General features: G+C 69.6%; 14 protein-coding genes and 1 pseudogene. 9 read left to right on the forward strand and 6 right to left on the reverse strand.

All coding sequences use genetic code 11. The features are described from left to right. Positions 1 to 98 precede the first annotated feature (98 nt). From rpoB to FK530_RS05215, 3 genes and pseudogenes are all read left to right on the forward strand, one after another. Positions 99 to 3649, forward strand: a pseudogene (gene rpoB, locus FK530_RS05205) (DNA-directed RNA polymerase subunit beta). 30 nt (positions 3650 to 3679) lie between these two features. Further along, positions 3680 to 7636 carry a DNA-directed RNA polymerase subunit beta' gene (locus FK530_RS05210; RefSeq protein ID WP_146485906.1) on the forward strand — a complete coding sequence of 1319 codons (3957 nt, stop codon included), beginning with the start codon at positions 3680 to 3682 and terminating at the stop codon, positions 7634 to 7636. Between the two features lie 615 nt (positions 7637 to 8251). Beyond that, positions 8252 to 8674, forward strand: a complete 423-nt coding sequence (locus FK530_RS05215) for a DoxX family protein (protein ID WP_146485907.1) — start codon at positions 8252 to 8254, stop codon at positions 8672 to 8674. Between the two features lie 17 nt (positions 8675 to 8691). Here FK530_RS05215 and FK530_RS05220 read toward each other — a convergent pair whose 3' ends face one another. The 3 genes from FK530_RS05220 to FK530_RS05230 form a co-directional block, all read right to left on the reverse strand. Beyond that, a complete protein-coding gene (locus FK530_RS05220) occupies positions 8692 to 9048 on the reverse strand; it encodes a GntR family transcriptional regulator (protein WP_146485908.1) in 357 nt (118 codons plus the stop codon). Further along, complete coding sequence (locus tag FK530_RS05225; protein WP_146485909.1) at positions 9045 to 9962, reverse strand: hypothetical protein; 918 nt, start codon at positions 9960 to 9962, stop codon at positions 9045 to 9047. Before FK530_RS05225 ends, FK530_RS05220 begins: the two co-directional genes overlap by 4 nt. Positions 9963 to 10146: 184 nt before the next feature. After that, positions 10147 to 10521, reverse strand: a complete 375-nt coding sequence (locus tag FK530_RS05230; protein ID WP_146485910.1) for a YccF domain-containing protein — start codon at positions 10519 to 10521, stop codon at positions 10147 to 10149. 34 nt (positions 10522 to 10555) lie between these two features. Between FK530_RS05230 and FK530_RS05235 the strand changes: the two genes are divergently transcribed. Further along, entirely contained in the window at positions 10556 to 10891 is a 336-nt protein-coding gene (locus tag FK530_RS05235) for a hypothetical protein (RefSeq protein ID WP_146485911.1), read from the forward strand. Between the two features lie 10 nt (positions 10892 to 10901). On the opposite strand, the gene FK530_RS05240 is transcribed toward FK530_RS05235, so the two are convergent. Then, complete coding sequence (locus tag FK530_RS05240; RefSeq protein WP_146485912.1) at positions 10902 to 11747, reverse strand: amidohydrolase family protein; 846 nt, start codon at positions 11745 to 11747, stop codon at positions 10902 to 10904. Next, positions 11744 to 12070 carry an L-rhamnose mutarotase gene (locus FK530_RS05245; protein ID WP_205124176.1) on the reverse strand — a complete coding sequence of 109 codons (327 nt, stop codon included), beginning with the start codon at positions 12068 to 12070 and terminating at the stop codon, positions 11744 to 11746. Before FK530_RS05245 ends, FK530_RS05240 begins: the two co-directional genes overlap by 4 nt. A 189-nt stretch (positions 12071 to 12259) precedes the next feature. On the opposite strand from FK530_RS05245, the gene FK530_RS05250 reads away from it, so the two are divergent. Genes FK530_RS05250 through FK530_RS05270 form a run of 5 tightly spaced genes read left to right on the forward strand, consistent with a single transcriptional unit; the run spans position 12260 to position 16886 of the window. Continuing rightward, a complete protein-coding gene (locus FK530_RS05250; protein WP_146485913.1) occupies positions 12260 to 13111 on the forward strand; it encodes a fumarylacetoacetate hydrolase family protein in 852 nt (283 codons plus the stop codon). Between the two features lies 1 nt (position 13112). Beyond that, on the forward strand, positions 13113 to 14420 hold the full coding sequence (locus FK530_RS05255) for an enolase C-terminal domain-like protein (protein WP_146485914.1): 1308 nt from the start codon (positions 13113 to 13115) through the stop codon (positions 14418 to 14420). Further along, positions 14417 to 15178: an SDR family NAD(P)-dependent oxidoreductase gene (locus FK530_RS05260; protein ID WP_146485915.1), complete on the forward strand. Its 762-nt coding sequence runs from the start codon at positions 14417 to 14419 to the stop codon at positions 15176 to 15178. The genes FK530_RS05255 and FK530_RS05260 overlap by 4 nt, the downstream gene beginning before the upstream one ends. A gap of 5 nt (positions 15179 to 15183) precedes the next feature. Then, entirely contained in the window at positions 15184 to 16137 is a 954-nt protein-coding gene (locus FK530_RS05265; RefSeq protein ID WP_166443253.1) for an aldo/keto reductase, read from the forward strand. 35 nt (positions 16138 to 16172) lie between these two features. Further along, positions 16173 to 16886 (forward strand): FadR/GntR family transcriptional regulator, encoded by a 714-nt coding sequence (locus FK530_RS05270; RefSeq protein WP_223120572.1) that lies wholly within the window; start codon positions 16173 to 16175, stop codon positions 16884 to 16886. On the opposite strand, the gene FK530_RS05275 is transcribed toward FK530_RS05270, so the two are convergent. After that, positions 16883 to 17815, reverse strand: coding sequence for a helix-turn-helix transcriptional regulator (locus FK530_RS05275; RefSeq protein WP_146485917.1), 933 nt, complete (start codon positions 17813 to 17815; stop codon positions 16883 to 16885). The two genes, FK530_RS05270 and FK530_RS05275, sit on opposite strands and share 4 nt — an antisense overlap. Positions 17816 to 17851 lie beyond the last annotated feature (36 nt).

Below are 17851 nucleotides of genomic sequence, written 5' to 3' on the forward strand. Positions count from 1 at the left end.
CCTCTGTTAATGTTGGACGTTGCGCTGGCTGCCTCCTGCCCATCTGAATATTCGCCCTTCGTAGGGGCCGTACTCTGCGGGTTGCCGTCAGCACAGTTTTGGCAACGTTACTAGTCACAGCAGAGGACGCATCTTGGCAGTCTCCGTCTCCAGCCAGACTCAGAACGATCAGAACGACGCCGTGGTGCCCGGAGCGCCCAAGCGCGTGTCGTTCGCGAAGATCTCCGAGCCCCTCCCCGTACCGGGCCTGCTCGACCTGCAGATCGACTCGTTCGAGTGGCTCGTCGGTACGCCCGCTTGGCGGGAGAAGGCCGCAGCGCGCGGCGAGGCACAGCCCACCGGCGGTCTGGAGGACATCCTCGCTGAGCTGTCGCCGATCGAGGACTTCTCGGGCTCGATGTCTCTCTCCTTCTCCGATCCGCGCTTCGACGAGGTCAAGGCCTCGATCGAGGAGTGCAAGGACAAGGACATGACGTACGCGGCGCCGCTGTTCGTCACCGCCGAGTTCATCAACAACAACACCGGCGAGATCAAGTCGCAGACCGTCTTCATGGGCGATTTCCCCATGATGACGGACAAGGGCACGTTCATCATCAACGGCACCGAGCGCGTCGTCGTCTCGCAGCTCGTCCGCAGCCCGGGCGTGTACTTCGACGAGACCATCGACAAGTCGACCGAGAAGCCGTTGCACAGCGTCAAGGTCATCCCGGCCCGCGGCGCGTGGCTCGAGTTCGACGTGGACAAGCGCGACACCGTCGGCGTCCGCATCGACCGCAAGCGCCGCCAGCCCGTCACCGTGCTGCTCAAGGCCCTCGGCTGGACCAGCGAGCAGATCCTCGAGCGCTTCGGCTTCTCGGAGATCATGCGCTCCACCCTGGAGAAGGACAACACGGCCGGCACCGACGAGGCGCTGCTCGACATCTACCGCAAGCTGCGCCCGGGCGAGCCGCCCACGAAGGAGTCGGCGCAGACCCTGCTGGAGAACCTGTTCTTCAAGGAGAAGCGCTACGACCTGGCCCGCGTCGGCCGGTACAAGCTGAACAAGAAGCTCGGTCTCCCGGCGAACTCCGACGGCACGCAGCCGCTGGTGCTCACCGAGGAGGACATCGTCGCGACGATCGAGTACCTCGTGCGCCTGCACGAGGCACCGTCGGAGCAGCTGACCTACATGACCGTGCCGGACGGCGACGAGGTCCCCGTCGAGGTCGACGACATCGACCACTTCGGTAACCGCCGCCTGCGCACCGTCGGCGAGCTGATCCAGAACCAGCTCCGCGTGGGCCTGTCCCGCATGGAGCGCGTCGTCCGCGAGCGGATGACCACGCAGGACGTCGAGGCGATCACCCCGCAGACCCTGATCAACATCCGCCCGGTTTCGGCGGCGATCAAGGAGTTCTTCGGCACCTCGCAGCTCTCGCAGTTCATGGACCAGAACAACCCGCTGTCGGGCCTGACCCACAAGCGCCGCCTGTCGGCGCTCGGCCCGGGCGGCCTGTCGCGCGAGCGCGCGGGCCTCGAGGTCCGCGACGTCCACCCGTCGCACTACGGCCGCATGTGCCCGATCGAGACCCCTGAGGGCCCGAACATCGGCCTGATCGGCTCGCTCTCGGTGTACGCGCGGGTCAACCCGTTCGGCTTCATCGAGACCCCGTACCGCAAGGTCGAGGACGGCCAGACCACCGACGAGATCGTCTACATGACGGCCGACGAGGAGGACCGGTACTACATCGCGCAGGCCAACGCGGCCACCGACGCGAAGGGACGCCTCACGGACGAGAAGGTGCTCGTGCGTAAGCGCGGCTCCGAGGTCGAGTTCGTCCCGGTCTCCGCCGTGGAGTACATGGACATCTCGCCGCGCCAGATGGTCTCGGTCGCGACCGCGATGATCCCGTTCCTCGAGCACGACGACGCCAACCGTGCCCTCATGGGCGCGAACATGCAGCGTCAGGCCGTGCCGCTGGTCCGTTCCGAGTCGCCGCTGGTCGGCACCGGTATGGAGCTGCGCGCCGCGGTCGACGCCGGCGACGTCGTCATCACGGAGAAGCCGGGCGTCGTGGAGGAGGTCTCGGCCGACTTCATCACCATCATGGCCGACGAGGGCACCCGCAAGACCTACAAGCTGCGCAAGTTCGCGCGCAGCAACCAGGGCACCTGCGCGAACCAGCGTCCGATCGTGAACGCCGGCCAGCGCGTCGAGGCGGGCCAGGTCCTGGCCGACGGCCCCTGCACCGACAACGGTGAGATGGCGCTCGGCAAGAACCTGCTCGTGGCGATCATGCCGTGGGAGGGCCACAACTACGAGGACGCGATCATCCTCTCGCAGCGCCTGGTGGAGGAGGACGTGCTGACGTCCATCCACATCGAGGAGCACGAGATCGATGCCCGCGACACGAAGCTGGGCGCCGAGGAGATCACCCGGGACATCCCGAACGTCTCCGATGAGGTGCTGGCCGATCTCGACGAGCGCGGCATCATCCGCATCGGCGCCGAGGTCCGCGACGGCGACATCCTGGTCGGCAAGGTCACGCCGAAGGGCGAGACCGAGCTGACCCCGGAGGAGCGCCTGCTCCGCGCGATCTTCGGTGAGAAGGCGCGCGAGGTCCGCGACACCTCGCTCAAGGTGCCCCACGGCGAGACCGGCAAGGTCATCGGCGTCCGCGTCTTCTCGCGCGACGACGACGACGAGCTGGCCCCCGGCGTGAACGAGCTGGTCCGCGTCTACGTGGCCCAGAAGCGCAAGGTCCAGGACGGCGACAAGCTGGCCGGCCGCCACGGCAACAAGGGCGTCATCGGCAAGATCCTCCCCGCCGAGGACATGCCCTTCCTGCCCGACGGCACCCCGGTCGACATCATCCTGAACACGCACGGCGTGCCCCGTCGTATGAACATCGGCCAGATCCTGGAGACGCACCTCGGGTGGGTCGCCAAGACCGGCTGGGACGTGCGCGACGAGAACGGGAACATCCCGGACTGGGCGTCGCAGCTCCCCGAGGAGATGTACAGCCAGCCCAAGGACACCAACACCGCCACCCCCGTCTTCGACGGTGCGCGGGACGAGGAGCTGGCCGGCCTGCTCGGCTCGACGCTCCCCAACCGCGACGGCGACGTGATGGTGCAGGCCGACGGCAAGGCGACGCTGTTCGACGGCCGTTCGGGTGAGCCCTTCCCGTACCCGGTGGCCATCGGCTACATGTACATCCTGAAGCTGCACCACCTGGTCGACGAGAAGATCCACGCCCGTTCGACCGGCCCGTACTCGATGATCACGCAGCAGCCGCTGGGTGGTAAGGCGCAGTTCGGTGGCCAGCGTTTCGGCGAGATGGAGTGCTGGGCCATGCAGGCCTACGGCGCCGCCTACACGCTGCAGGAGCTGCTCACCATCAAGTCGGACGACGTGGTCGGCCGCGTGAAGGTGTACGAGGCGATCGTCAAGGGCGAGAACATCCCCGAGCCGGGCATCCCCGAGTCGTTCAAGGTGCTCCTCAAGGAGCTCCAGTCGCTCTGCCTGAACGTGGAGGTGCTGTCGTCCGACGGTGCCGCCATCGAGATGGCCGACGGCGACGACGAGGACCTCGAGCGCGCTGCTGCCAACCTCGGCATCAACCTCTCGCGCAACGAGAACGCCTCCGCCGAAGACCTCGCGAACTAGCCCACGCCAACCGAACGAATTAGGAGAGAAGTGCTCGACGTCAACTTCTTCGACGAACTGAAGATCGGTCTGGCGACCGCCGATGACATCCGTAACTGGAGCTACGGCGAGGTCAAGAAGCCCGAGACCATCAACTACCGCACGCTCAAGCCCGAGAAGGACGGCCTCTTCTGCGAGAAGATCTTCGGCCCGACTCGCGACTGGGAGTGCTACTGCGGCAAGTACAAGCGTGTCCGCTTCAAGGGCATCATCTGCGAGCGCTGCGGCGTCGAGGTCACTCGCGCCAAGGTGCGTCGTGAGCGGATGGGCCACATCGAGCTGGCCGCTCCCGTCACCCACATCTGGTACTTCAAGGGCGTCCCGTCGCGCCTGGGCTACCTGCTGGACCTGGCGCCCAAGGATCTCGAGAAGATCATCTACTTCGCCGCCTACGTGATCACGGAGGTCGACGAGGAGCAGCGCCACAACGAGCAGTCCACGCTCGAGGCCGAGATCACCTCCGAGAAGAAGGTGCTCGAGGACCAGCGCGATGTGGACCTCGAGAACCGCGCCAAGAAGCTGGAGGACGACCTGGCCGTCCTCGAGGCCGAGGGTGCCAAGGCCGACCAGCGCCGCAAGGTGAAGGACGGCGGCGAGCGGGAGATGCGGCAGATCCGCGACCGCGCGCAGCGCGCCATCGACGAGCTCGACGAGATCTGGTCGACCTTCGTCAAGCTCGCGCCGAAGGACATGATCGTCGACGAGAAGCTCTACCGTGAGCTGCAGGACCGCTACGGCGAGTACTTCAAGGGCGCCATGGGCGCCGAGGCGATCAAGAAGCTCATCGAGAACTTCGACATCGACGCCGAGGCCGAGTCGCTGCGCGAGACGATCCGCTCGGGCAAGGGGCAGAAGAAGCTCCGCGCCCTCAAGCGCCTCAAGGTCGTCGCGGCGTTCCAGCAGTCGGGCAACTCGCCGCTGGGCATGGTCCTCGACGCGGTGCCGGTGATCCCGCCGGAGCTGCGCCCGATGGTCCAGCTCGACGGTGGCCGCTTCGCCACGTCCGACCTGAACGACCTGTACCGCCGCGTGATCAACCGCAACAACCGCCTCAAGCGACTGATCGATCTGGGTGCGCCCGAGATCATCGTCAACAACGAGAAGCGGATGCTGCAGGAGTCCGTCGACGCGCTGTTCGACAACGGCCGCCGCGGCCGTCCGGTCACCGGACCGGGCAACCGCCCGCTCAAGTCGCTGTCCGATCTGCTCAAGGGCAAGCAGGGCCGGTTCCGCCAGAACCTGCTCGGCAAGCGCGTGGACTACTCGGGCCGTTCGGTCATCGTCGTGGGCCCGCAGCTCAAGCTGCACCAGTGCGGTCTACCGAAGCTGATGGCGCTCGAGCTGTTCAAGCCCTTCGTGATGAAGCGCCTGGTGGATCTCAACCACGCGCAGAACATCAAGTCGGCCAAGCGGATGGTCGAGCGGCAGCGCCCGCAGGTGTGGGACGTCCTCGAAGAGGTCATCGCCGAGCACCCCGTGCTGCTCAACCGTGCCCCCACGCTGCACCGCCTGGGTATCCAGGCCTTCGAGCCGCAGCTCGTCGAGGGCAAGGCGATCCAGCTGCACCCGCTCGTCTGTGAGGCCTTCAACGCCGACTTCGACGGTGACCAGATGGCCGTGCACCTCCCGCTGTCCGCGGAGGCGCAGGCCGAGGCCCGCATCCTGATGCTGTCCTCGAACAACATCCTGTCGCCGGCGTCGGGCCGCCCGCTCGCCATGCCCCGTCTGGACATGGTGACCGGTCTGTACCACCTGACGACGCTCAAGCCCGAGGCGACCGGCCACTTCACGGCCGCCGCCGAGGACCAGCCCGAGACCGGCGTGTACTCGTCCCCGGCCGAGGCCATCATGGCCGTCGACCTGGGCGAGCTGTCGATCCAGGCGCCGATCAAGGTGCGGCTCACGCAGCAGCGCCCGTCGGCCGAGGTCGAGGCGGAGCTGTTCGACGGTGCGTGGACCCGCGGTCAGGCCTGGACGGCCGAGACCACCCTGGGCCGCGTGCTGTTCAACGAGCTGCTCCCGGCGGACTACCCGTTCATCGACGAGCAGATGCCGAAGAAGCGTCAGGCCGTGATCATCAACGACCTGGCCGAGCGGTACCCGATGATCGTGGTCGCGCAGACCGTCGACAAGCTCAAGGACGCCGGCTTCTACTGGGCCACGCGTTCGGGCGTCACGGTCTCGATGTCCGACGTTCTCGTTCCGCCGAGCAAGAAGGGCATCCTCGATCACTACGAGGAGCGCGCCGACGGCATCGAGCGCAAGTACGCCCGCGGTGCCCTCACCTCGGGTGAGCGCCGCGACGCGCTGGTCGAGATCTGGAAGCAGGCCACGGACGAGGTCGGTAAGGCCATCGACGACTTCTACCCCGACGACAACCCGATCACGATGATCCCGAAGTCGGGTGCGACCGGCAACATGACCCAGGTGCGGAACCTGGCCGGCATGAAGGGCCTGGTGACGAACCCGAAGGGTGAGTTCATCCCGCGCCCGATCAAGTCGTCCTTCCGTGAGGGCCTGACGGTGCTCGAGTACTTCATCAACACCCACGGTGCTCGTAAGGGTCTGGCCGATACGGCTCTGCGTACCGCCGACTCGGGCTACCTGACCCGTCGTCTGGTGGACGTCTCGCAGGACGTCATCGTCCGCGAGACCGACTGCGGCACCAGCCGCGGCATCGTCGTGCCGCTGGCCGAGGTGCAGGCCGATGGCTCGCTCATCCGCGATGCGCACGTCGAGACCTCGGCGTACGCCCGCACGCTGGCCGAGGACGCGAAGGACTCCGGCGGCAACGTCGTCGTCGAGCGCGGCCACGACCTGGGCGACCCGCAGATCGAGGCGCTGCTCGCCGCCGGCGTCGCGGAGGTGAAGGTGCGCTCCGTGCTCACCTGCACCACCGGCACCGGCGTCTGCGCCACCTGCTACGGCCGCTCGATGGCGACCGGCCAGCTCGTCGACATCGGCGAGGCCGTCGGTATCGTCGCCGCGCAGTCGATCGGTGAGCCCGGTACGCAGCTGACCATGCGTACCTTCCACCAGGGTGGCGTCGGTGACGACATCACCGGCGGTCTGCCGCGAGTCACCGAGCTGTTCGAGGCCCGTGTCCCCAAGGGCAAGGCCCCGATCGCCGAGGTCTCGGGCCGGATCCGCCTGGAGGACGACGACCGGTTCTACACGATCACCATCACGCCGGACGACGGCGGCGAAGAGGTCGTGTACGACAAGATCAGCAAGCGCCAGCGTCTCCGCGTGTTCAAGCACGAGGACGGCAGCGAGCGCCTGCTGGCCGACGGTGACCACGTGCAGGTGGGCCAGCAGCTCCTCGAGGGCGCTGCCGATCCGCACGAGGTGCTGCGCGTCATGGGCCCGCGTCAGGTGCAGGTGCACCTGGTCAACGAGGTCCAGGAGGTGTACCGGTCGCAGGGTGTGTCGATCCACGACAAGCACATCGAGACGATCGTTCGCCAGATGCTGCGTCGCGTGACGATCATCGACTCGGGTTCGACGGAGTTCCTGCCCGGCTCGCTCACCGAGCGCGCCGAGTTCGAGGCCGCGAACCGTCGCGTCGTGGCCGAGGGCGGCGAGCCCGCGGCCGGCCGTCCGGTGCTCATGGGCATCACCAAGGCCTCGCTCGCGACCGATTCGTGGCTGTCGGCGGCCTCCTTCCAGGAGACCACCCGCGTGCTCACGGACGCCGCGATCAACACCCGCTCCGACAAGCTGGTGGGCCTCAAGGAGAACGTCATCATCGGTAAGCTCATCCCGGCCGGTACGGGCATCAACAAGTACCGGAACATCCAGGTGCAGCCGACCGAGGAGGCCCGCGCGGCCGCGTACTCGGTGCCGACCTTCGACGATCAGTACTACGGTCCGGAGGGTGCCTTCGGCGCCCCGTCCGGCGCCGCGGTGCCGCTCGACGACTACGGCTTCTCCGACGGTTACCGGTGAGCTGAGTAGCTGACAACGGCCCCCGCCCTGCGCAAGCAGGTCGGGGGCCGTTCTCATGTCCGACGGTGTGCGGTGGGCCGGGCTGTGCGGAGGCATCGCCGCTCGCTTAGACCTCCTCACCTCGCCTAACGGCTCGGCTCGTCCGATGCGCTCGACGGCGATGCCTCCGCCCATCCCTCGTCCGACGTTCGGCTTCCCCACGCTGCTGCGATCGGCGGCTCATTCGGCGGCTCGACTTCCCACGCTGCTGTGATCGGGCGGCTGGTCCGGCGGTCGGCCGCTGACGCTGCCAATAGTGGTGAACGCTGCCGGTAGTCGGCAGCGTTGGCGGGTATCGGCAGCGGATTGTGCGGCGGACCGAGCCTGGATCGATCGGCTGCTGATCGCGGCCCGCGATCTCGCCGCCGACACCGGCTGCAACCGGTCTCGTCGCGGTCGGCCCCCACGCGGCGCCGGTTCCCCACGAGACGCCGAGCCCTCGCACGCCGAACGCCGACTCCCCAACGAGACGCCGCCCGCAGCGCCCGCACCTACCTGTTGACCCGCCCACCGCAGTGTGTGTACGGTGTGAACATTCTGATGTTCACGCCGTGAACACCGAGCTGAGGAGACGCCATGACCGCCGCGATCGCCACCGATTCCACCGCCGAACCCCGCGCCGCCCGCTCGAAGTCCTGGATCGCGGGCATGGTGCTCACCGTGCTGATCTGGGCGTTCCTGGTCTTCGACGTGGTCGGCAAACTGACCAAGCCGCAGGCCGTCATCGACGGCACCCTGAAGCTCGGCTTCCAGGAGAAGCACATCCTGGTGATCGGGCTGGTGCTGCTGGTCGGCGTCGTGCTGTGGACGATCCCGCGCACCGCGGTGATCGGAGCCATCTACCTCACCGGCTACCTCGGCGGCGCGGTGGCGATCAACCTGCGCGCCGAGCAGCCGATCGCCGGCTTCGTGCTCTCCGGCGCGTACGTCGGCGTGCTGATCTGGGTCGCGATGATCCTGCGCCGCCCCGACCTGCGCCGCGCGATCCTCGGCCGCTGACAGGCGGCTGGTACGGCCTACAACGCCGAACGGATGGCCTCGAGGATGGCCGCGTCGTCGACGCCGAGGGCGCGGGCACCGTCGATGTACCGCTGAGCACCTTCCGCAAGTAGCTCGCCGACGGGGCGCGCCGAGGCGAGTACGCGCGTGGCCTGGCCGCGGCGGGTCTCGATCATGCCTCCGTGCTCTAGCTCGCGGTAGGCGCGGGCGACGGTGCCCGTCGCGATCCCGAGGTCTTTCGCCAGCTGCCGCACCGACGGCAGTTTCGCGCCGACCTCGAAAGCGCCGGCCTCGATCGCATCGGTGATCTGCTTGCGGATCTGTTCGTACGGCGGCGTCGGGTCGCTGGTGTCGACCGTGATCGTGACGCTCATCCGATGCTCGCAGTTCGTCGTGTGGTGGTGGGGCGCGACGCCAGCAGCGCTGCTCCGGCCACGAACAGGGCCGCCCATGCCAGTTGTGACCACTGCAGTGCGGTCCCGACCGCCGACCACCAGGTCGGCGCAGCGCATGCGGGCGCCGGATAGTTGAGAATGGTGGCGATGGCTAGGGTGCACGCCGATCCGACGCTGGCAAGGCACGCGAGCAGCATCCCGAGCGCCGATCGAATGGTGGCGCGTCGGAGGGCGTCGTCTTCCTCGGAGGCCAGGAGGTCGACGTCGGGGCGTGGCCGCTTGACGGACGTCAGCACCGCGCATGCCGCCACCAGCGCGACGACGACGATGTATGCGAGCGTCATCCCGGCGCTGGAAGAATGCAGAGTTTCTCGGACTCCGGCCCGGGCTTCCCATGAGATGACGTTGTCGCCTGGCGTTTGGCCATCGCAGGAGAAGATGAACATGCCGCGCGGGTTCGTGAATCTGAGCAACGTGACCGCGACAATGGTCGTGACGGCGGCGCTCGCAAGTGTGAGTGCCGACAGCGGAGCGGAAACGTAGCGGGCCGTTAGTCGCGGGTTGAGGGTTGCTGTTCGCTTCTCTGCGACCGGCGTGTAGGCGTTGCGCTCTCCGAGGGCGATGCAAGCGAGGTATCCGATGGCGAAGCCTGACGGTACGCCGATAGTGAGTGGCGCCAGATCGTCGAATCCGATCGCGAGTATCCAGATCGATGGCGCGATCACCGCCGATAGTGTGCCGACGATCAGGCCGACGATTCTCCATCGCACGAGTTTCCGGTACATCAGGGCGACCTGGGGGAATCGTCCCGAGATTGCCAGGCGGTCGAACGATCGCGTCACAGCGATCACCACACCGATCACGATGGCAGTGCTCAATAGCGGGAACAGCATGCTCGACTCCTGTGTCGGTGTGCCAATGACTTGATACAGAAGACGGTAGATGAAACCGCATCAGTGTGTCAACTACTTGATACGGATACGGAGCTCGACCTGTGCCCGGCGACCCTCGGCCGCTGAATCACTCGCCGGCATGCCCGCTGAGGAGCGCACCTCAGCGCCCACGCCGAGTCGCTCCCTACGAAGTCGGGACGATCTCGGAGCCCAGAGGCAGCAGCGAGAGCCGGATCATCTTGAAGTTCGCGACGGCCAGCGGGATGCCGATGATGGTCAGGCACAGCGCGATCCCGGTGAGGATGTGCCCGATGGCCAGCCAGATCCCGGCGACGAGCAGCCAGATGATGTTGCCCACCAGCGACGCGGCGCCGGCGCCGGGGCGATCGACCACCGTCCGCCCGAAGGGCCACAGCGCGTAGTTGGCGATGCGGAACGACGCCAGCCCGAACGGGATGGTCACGATCAGCAGGCAGCAGATGATCCCGGCGACCGCGTACCCGACGGCCATCCAGAACCCGCACAGCACCAACCAGATGACGTTGAGGATCAGCTTCACCACCCCAGTATGCCGACGCGGTTACCGTGGTGGCATGAACCTGTTCCAGCGCACGGCCAAGCTGTTCAACGCCGCGTTCACGCCCCTGCTGTCCCTTCCGGTGATCGGGCCGGCGCTGGGGAAATCGATGGTCACCATCAGCTACACCGGCCGCAAGTCCGGCAAGCGCTTCTCGCTGCCCGTCGCCTACCAGCGCCGCGGCGACGAGGTGGTCATCGGCGTCGCCATGCCGGAGCAGAAGCAGTGGTGGCGCAACTTCCTCGGCGAGGGCGCCGACCTGACGCTCCACTTCCCCGACGGTGACCGCACGGGCCGCGGCGTCGCCACCAGCGGCGCCGACGGCACAGTCGTGCGGGTGGACCTGGCCTGAGACCGCCCCGTCAGGCCGGGAGCCGGTAGACGCGCCGCGCGGTGCCGCCGAGCACGGCCTCCCGCTCGGCGGGCGAGGCACCGTCGAGCAGGTCGACGGTGAGCCCGAGCACCTGCGCGTAGGAGGCCTGCAGCAGGCAGACCGGCCAGTCGGAGCCGAACATGACCCGATCCGCCCCGAAGACGTCGAGCACGTGCCGCGCGTACGGCTCGATGAGGGAGCGGCTCCACGGCTGCGGCGGGCACTCGGTCACCAGGCCCGACAGCTTGCACACGACATGGGGGAGCGCCGCCATCGCGGTGATCCACGCGGCCCACGGCTCCCATTCGCCCGCACCGATGTTCGGCTTCCCGGCGTGATCGATGACGAACGACGTGCCGGGCATCAGTCGCGCGGCCTCGAGCGCCGCGGCGCGCTGCGGCGCGCGGACCAGGAGATCGACGGCGAGCCGGCGCTCGGCCGCGGTCGCGAGCCCGCGGAGCACGGACGGCCGCACGAGCCAGCGTGGGTCGGGCTCGTCCTGCGCGAGGTGCCGCAGGCCCCGCAGGCGCGCGCCGCCGGGCGCGGCGGCGAGCTGCTCCAGCCGCGCGCCGCACCGCGCCGAGCTCAGGTCCACCCATCCGACGACTGCGCCCGTCGGCCCGGCCGCGGCGAGGAGGTCGTGCGTCTCCGCGGACGAGTTCAGCGCCTGCACCGCGATCGTCGCGCCCACCTCGACGGGGCCCGTGGCCGCCGTCGCCGCCGCGAGATCGGCGACGGTGAAGTCGCGCCGGATGGCCTCCAGGCCCGGCGCGCCGAGCCAGCCGTGATCCTGCCGCGCGCGATCCCAGAGGTGGTGATGGGCGTCGACGATCATGCCGGCCCGAGGGGGAGCGCCCAGACCAGGGGAATGCCGTGGTCGTCGCCGGAGTAGTCGTCCGGTACGTCGAGCAGCTCCGCCATCCTGGCCTGCCACGGCACGTTCGCCGGATGATCCGCCAGCCGGCGTCGCATGGCGCGGTAGTCGTCGACCTTGACGAGGTGGAAGAGCTCGCGCCCGTCGCGCCAGATCCGCCAGGAGCGGACGCCGGCGGCGCGGAGCGCACCGTCGAGGTCCGCGGGGATCGCGGCGTGCACGCGGTCGTACTCCTCCTCGGCACCGGCCTTGAGTCGCGTGTGCAGGGCGATCGTCTCCGGCACGATTCCTCCGATCACTCTTCCGGCATCTGCGGCCAGCCTACGTCCTCGAGGGCTCAGGTGCACCAGGTTGACCAACAGACCTCCGATGTTTAAAGTCAACGCGTGTGACTCATGACACAGCGCCCGGCGCTGTCGTGAGAGCCGCCCGGGACCGCTCGGGCCGATCGATCCAACGCGGGAAGGACGTCGATGAGACTGCGACGAGTCGGAGAGGCGGGCGCCGAACGCCCGATCGTGTCCACGGGGGACGGGCGATGGTTCGACGCCTCCGCCGTGGTCCCCGACTACCACCCGGGGACCCTCGGCGACGCGCAGCGGCTGCTCACGGAGGCCCTCGACGCCGGCCGGCTCCCGGAGTTCGATCCCACCGGGCTCCGCGTCGGCGCCCCCGTCGCCCGGCCGGGCAAGATCGTCTGCATCGGCGTCAACTACCTCGCCCACGCGCAGGAGACGCAGCACGAGGAGCCCGCCGAGCCCGTGATGTTCCTCAAGACCTCGGCGACGATCGTCGGCCCGCACGACGAGGTGCTGATCCCGCGCGGCTCGTCCGCCACCGACTACGAGGTGGAGCTGGCCGCCGTGATCGGCAGCACCGCACGGTATCTCGACGATGCCGAGCAGGGGCTCGCGTGCGTCGCCGGGTACACCGTCTCCGACGACGTCTCCGAGCGCGACTTCCAGATGAACCGCGGCGGCACCTGGGACAAGGGCAAGAACTGCGAGACCTTCAACCCGCTCGGCCCAGAGCTGGTCACCGCCGACGAGGTGCCCGACCCACAGCGGCTCGACATCTCGCTCACCGTCAACGGTGAGGTGCGCCAGCAGGCGAACACGGCGCAGATGATCTTCGGCGTCGGCGAGATCATCCGGTACCTGAGCCGATTCATGGTTCTCGAGCCCGGCGACGTGGTCAACACCGGCACGCCCGCCGGGGTCGCCTTCGGCTACCCGGACCCGAAGCCCTACCTGCGTCGCGGCGACGTGATCGAGACCCGCATCGACCTGCTCGGCGGCCATCGTTCCGTCCTCGGGGAGGCTTGAGATGCCGGGCGTCTTCACCGGTTTCCGCACGCTCGACGTGCGGTTCCCCACCTCGGCCGAGCTCGACGGGTCCGACGCGATGAACGTCGACCCCGACTACTCCGCGGCATACCTGATCCTCGAGACCGACGCCGGCGACGGCCTTGAGGGACACGGCTTCGTCTTCACCATCGGCCGCGGCAACGACGTGCAGCGCGCCGCGATCGAGGCCCTGGCGCCCTACGTCCTCGGGCGCGACGTCGACGCCGTCCTCGGCGACCTCGGCGGCACGTACCGCGAACTCGTCTACGACGCGCAGCTGCGCTGGCTCGGCCCCGAGAAGGGCGTGATGCACATGGCGATCGGCGCCGTGGTCAACGCCCTCTGGGACCTCCGTGCCAAGCGCGCGGGCCTGCCGCTGTGGCAGCTCCTCGCCGGGCTGAGCCCGCAGGAGATCGTCGACCTCGTCGACTTCCGCTACCTCACCGACGCCCTCACGCCCGACGAGGCCCTCGCCCTCCTCACAGCCGCCGAACCGGGCCGGGCGGAGCGCGCCGCGGCCCTCCGGGCGGACGGCTACCCCGCCTACACCACCTCGCCCGGCTGGCTCGGCTACTCGGACGAGAAGCTCGCGCGGCTCGCGAAAGAGGCCGTGGCGGAGGGGTTCACGCAGATCAAGCTCAAGGTCGGCGCCGATGTCGACGACGACGTCCGACGGTTCGCCCTCGCCCGCTCGGTGGTCGGCGACGACGTGCGGATCGCCGTCGACGCGAACCAGCGGTGGGACGTCGACGAGGCGATCGCGGCGATCGACCGGCTGCGCGAATTCGATCCGTGGTGGGTCGAGGAACCCACGGCGCCGGATGATGTGCTCGCACACGCCGCGATCCGCCGCCGCGCGGCGCCGGTCCGCATCGCCACCGGCGAGCACGCCCACAGCCGGGTGTTGTTCAAACAGTTCCTCCAGGCCGAGGCGCTCGACGTCCTGCAGCTCGACTCCACCCGCGTCGCCGGCGTCAACGAGAACATCGCGATCCTGTTGCTGGCGGCGAAGTTCGGGATCCCGGTGTGCCCGCACGCGGGTGGCGTCGGCCTGTGCGAGCTGGTGCAGCACCTCGCCATGTTCGACTACGTCGCGGTCTCCGGGACGATCGCGGACCGCACGATCGAGTACGTCGACCATCTCCACGAGCACTTCCTCGACCCGGTGCGCATCGTGAACGGCGCCTACGCGGCACCCTCGGCGCCCGGCTTCTCGGCGCAGATCCGGCCGGAGACGCTCGTGCGGTTCGGCTTCCCCGACGGGGAGGCCTGGAAGGGGGCATCATGAGCAACGCAGACGAATTCGCCGGATTCCGGGCCGTCGTGACCGGAGGCTCCTCGGGGATCGGGCGCCGGACGACGGAGGAGCTCATGGACCGCGGAGCGGTCGTGGCCGTGCTCGACCTGCAGCCCGGCGACGCCCCGCCCGGCTCCCTCGGCATCGCGTGCGACGTCGCCGACGACGACTCGGTCGCGACCGCCGTCGCCGCCGCGGCCGACCGTCTCGGCGGGATCGACGGACTGGTCAACAACGCCGGGATCGGGGCGCAGGGCACCGTCGAGGCGGGATCGCTCGACGACTGGCGGAAGGTGCTGGACGTCAATGTCCTCGGCACGGTGCGGACGACCCGAGCGGCGCTGCCGCACTTGCGCCGGTCGCCCAACCCGGCGGTGGTCAACACCTGCTCGATCGCCGCGACCGCGGGCCTGCCCGCCCGCGCGCTCTACAGCGCGTCGAAGGGCGCGATCGAATCGATGACCCGCGCGATGGCGGCCGACCATGTGCGCGAGGGGATCCGGTTCAACTGCGTCAACCCCGGCACCGTCGACACCCCGTGGGTGCGCCGGCTGCTCGACGCGGCCGCCGATCCCGAGGCCGAGGCCGAGCAGCTGCGCCGGCGTCAACCCACCGGACGGCTGGTCACGGCGGCCGAGGTCGCGGGCGCGATCTGCTACCTGCTCGGCCCCGCCGCGTCCGCCACCACGGGCACCTCGCTCGCCGTCGACGGTGGCATGAGCGGCCTCCGACTCCCGCCGCCGCGGTGACATCCGTGCACGGGACCCGCTCGTTCGGTCGCGGAGGGCTGCGCGTGGGGCCGCTCTCCTTCGGCGCCGCGGCGATCGGGAACCTGTTCACCGCCGTCGACGACGCGGCGGCGACGGAAGCGGTGCGCGCCGCCGCCGGAGCGGGCATCGACTACTTCGACACCGCCCCGCACTACGGGCTCGGGCTGTCCGAGCGCAGGCTCGGTGCGGCCCTGGGCGATCGGGGGGACGTGGTGATCTCCACCAAGGTGGGCCGCCTGCTCCGTCCGGCGGCGGGCGCACCGTCGGCCGACTCCGAGGGCTTCGCGGTCGACGCGGACGTCGAGCGGGTGTGGGACTTCAGTCGCGACGGTGTACTGCGGTCCATCGAGGCGAGTCTGGAGCGGCTGGGCCGCGACCGGATCGACGTCGTCTACGTCCACGACCCCGACGAGCACTTCGCGGCGGCGATGGACGGCGCCTTCCCGGCGCTCGACGAGCTGCGCAGGCAGGGCGTCATCGCGTCCTACGGCGCCGGGATGAACCAGTCGGCGATGCTCACCCGCTTCGTCCGCGAGACCGACCTCGACGCGGTCCTGATCGCCGGCCGGTACACGGTGCTCGACCGCAGCGCGGCCGACGACCTGCTGCCGGCCTGCCTCGAGCGCGACGTCTCGGTGGCCGCCGGCGGCGTCTTCAACTCGGGCGTCTCCGCCTCGGTCGAGCCGCGCCCGGGCGCCACCTACGACTACGCGCCCGCCCCGCCCACCGTCCTGGACCGGGCGCGCCGGCTCGCGGCGGTGTGCCGCGCGCACGGCACCACGCTGCCGCACGCCGCCGTGCACTTCCCGTTGCGCCACCCCGCCGTGCGGACGGTGCTGCTCGGCATGCGGTCCGCGGAAGAGGTCCGCACCGACCTCGACCTGCTGGCCGCGCCCCCGCCCGACGCGCTGTGGGCCGACCTCGAGGCCGCGTTGTGAGGCCGCCGGCGCCCTCCCGCCGTTACGATCGATCGATGTCGACCAACGAGGGTGCCGGGCGGATCTCGCGGACGGACGACGCGATTCTCAAGCTCAAGGAGATGATCACCGCCGGCGAGCTGCCCGCCGGGAGCCGCCTGCCCCGCGAGGCCGATCTCGCCGCGCGCCTCGGCCTCTCGCGCAACTCGCTCCGGGAGGCGATCCGCGCGCTGGCGATGCTGCGGATCCTGGACGTCCGCCAGGGCGACGGCACCTACGTCACGAGCCTCGAACCCACCCTGCTGCTCGACACGATGGGCTTCGTCGTCGACTTCCAGCAGGAGGACTCGGTGCTGCACTTCTTCGAGGTGCGCCGCATTCTCGAGCCGGCGGCCACCGCGATGGCCACCCACCGCATCACCGAGGAGGCGCTCGCGGTCCTGGAGGGCACCCTGTCGCTCGGCGGGCCCGACGCCTCCGTGGAAACCCTGGTGCAGCAGGACATCCTGTTCCACCAGACCATCGCGGAGGCGTCCGGCAATCCGGTGCTGCGGGCCCTCATCGCGGGCCTGTCCGCCCCCACTCTGCGCGCCCGGGTGTGGCGCGGGAACGAGCAGGAGGACGCCCGCGCGCGGACGATCGCCGAGCACCGGCAGATCTACGAGGCGCTGGTCGCGGGGCAGGCCGACGTGGCCTGCGCCTGCGCGACGGTGCACATCGCCGGTGTGGAGGCCTGGATCCGGCGCGCGATGGCCGACGGCGCCTCCTAGTCCGTCCCGAGCGCCTCCGTCCCCAGCGCCTCGGTCGCCGCGGCGAGCCGGGCGGTGAGCGCCGCGCGCACCGCGGGCGGCCCCAGCACCTCGATGTATGGCAGCACGCCCCATAGCGTCCACACCGCGCGCCCGAAGTCGCTGAAGCCGAGGGTGCCGGCACCGTCGGGCCCGGGCGGCGTGACGATGGAACCGAACCCGGACAGCTTGGTCCAGCCGTACTCGTCGGCCCGCAGGTCGACGGTGATCGCCTCGTGCCCGGAGCGGAACGACGCGCGGGAGCGCTCGAACTCGGCCGCGAGGTCCACCTCCGCGGGGCGCTGCGCGGGCTCGGCGAGCACCGTGACCTCCTCGAACCGCGACGTCCGATAGGTGCGCCGCTCGCCGTCCCGCAGCGCCATGAGATACCAGGCCTGCCCCGCGTGGACCAGCCCGACGGGGTCCAGCGTGCGCTCGGCGGCGTCGCCCCCGCGGGGCCGGTACACGGCCCGCACCCGCAGCCCGTCGATGACGGCGCGCTGCAGCTCGCCGAGGTGCGGGTCCGGTTCGGGGGCGCGGGCGAAACCGTCGGGGCGCACGTGGATCCGCTGGGCGGCCGCCGCCGCTTCCCGACGGTGCGCCTCCGGCAGCGCCGCCGCCACCTTGCGCATCGCGCCCGCGAACGCGGGGGAGTCCGGCGCGCCGGCCAGCAGGGCCTTCGCCTCGTCGAGGGTGAGGCCCGTGAGGTCGGTGCGGTAGCCGGGGAGCAGGCTGATCCCGCCCCCGCGGCCGCGATCGGTGTAGACGGGGACGCCCGCGACGCCGAGCGCCTCGACGTCGCGCAGCACCGTGCGGGTGGACACCTCCAGCTCCGCGGCGATCTGCGCGGCCGTCATGGTGCCGCGGTGGCGCAGCAGCATGAGGACGGAGAGGAGACGGTCGGCGCGCATGGATCCCAGACTGCCAGGAAAACATGACAGAAGGCG

The organism is Tsukamurella conjunctivitidis, from assembly GCF_007858475.1.
In the GTDB taxonomy this organism is placed as follows: Bacteria; Actinomycetota; Actinomycetes; order Mycobacteriales; family Mycobacteriaceae; genus Tsukamurella; species Tsukamurella conjunctivitidis.

Excerpts from the sequence above, each read along its gene's own strand:
- FK530_RS05215 (WP_146485907.1), top strand. The coding sequence starts at position 8,252 with ATGACCGCCGCGATCGCCACCGATTCCACCGCCGAACCCCGCGCCGCC.
- FK530_RS05220 (WP_146485908.1), bottom strand. The coding sequence starts at position 9,048 with ATGAGCGTCACGATCACGGTCGACACCAGCGACCCGACGCCGCCGTAC.
- FK530_RS05225 (WP_146485909.1), bottom strand. The coding sequence starts at position 9,962 with ATGCTGTTCCCGCTATTGAGCACTGCCATCGTGATCGGTGTGGTGATC.
- FK530_RS05235 (WP_146485911.1), top strand. The coding sequence starts at position 10,556 with ATGAACCTGTTCCAGCGCACGGCCAAGCTGTTCAACGCCGCGTTCACG.
- FK530_RS05240 (WP_146485912.1), bottom strand. The coding sequence starts at position 11,747 with ATGATCGTCGACGCCCATCACCACCTCTGGGATCGCGCGCGGCAGGAT.
- FK530_RS05250 (WP_146485913.1), top strand. The coding sequence starts at position 12,260 with ATGAGACTGCGACGAGTCGGAGAGGCGGGCGCCGAACGCCCGATCGTG.
- FK530_RS05255 (WP_146485914.1), top strand. The coding sequence starts at position 13,113 with ATGCCGGGCGTCTTCACCGGTTTCCGCACGCTCGACGTGCGGTTCCCC.
- FK530_RS05260 (WP_146485915.1), top strand. The coding sequence starts at position 14,417 with ATGAGCAACGCAGACGAATTCGCCGGATTCCGGGCCGTCGTGACCGGA.
- FK530_RS05270 (WP_223120572.1), top strand. The coding sequence starts at position 16,173 with ATGTCGACCAACGAGGGTGCCGGGCGGATCTCGCGGACGGACGACGCG.
- FK530_RS05275 (WP_146485917.1), bottom strand. The coding sequence starts at position 17,815 with ATGCGCGCCGACCGTCTCCTCTCCGTCCTCATGCTGCTGCGCCACCGC.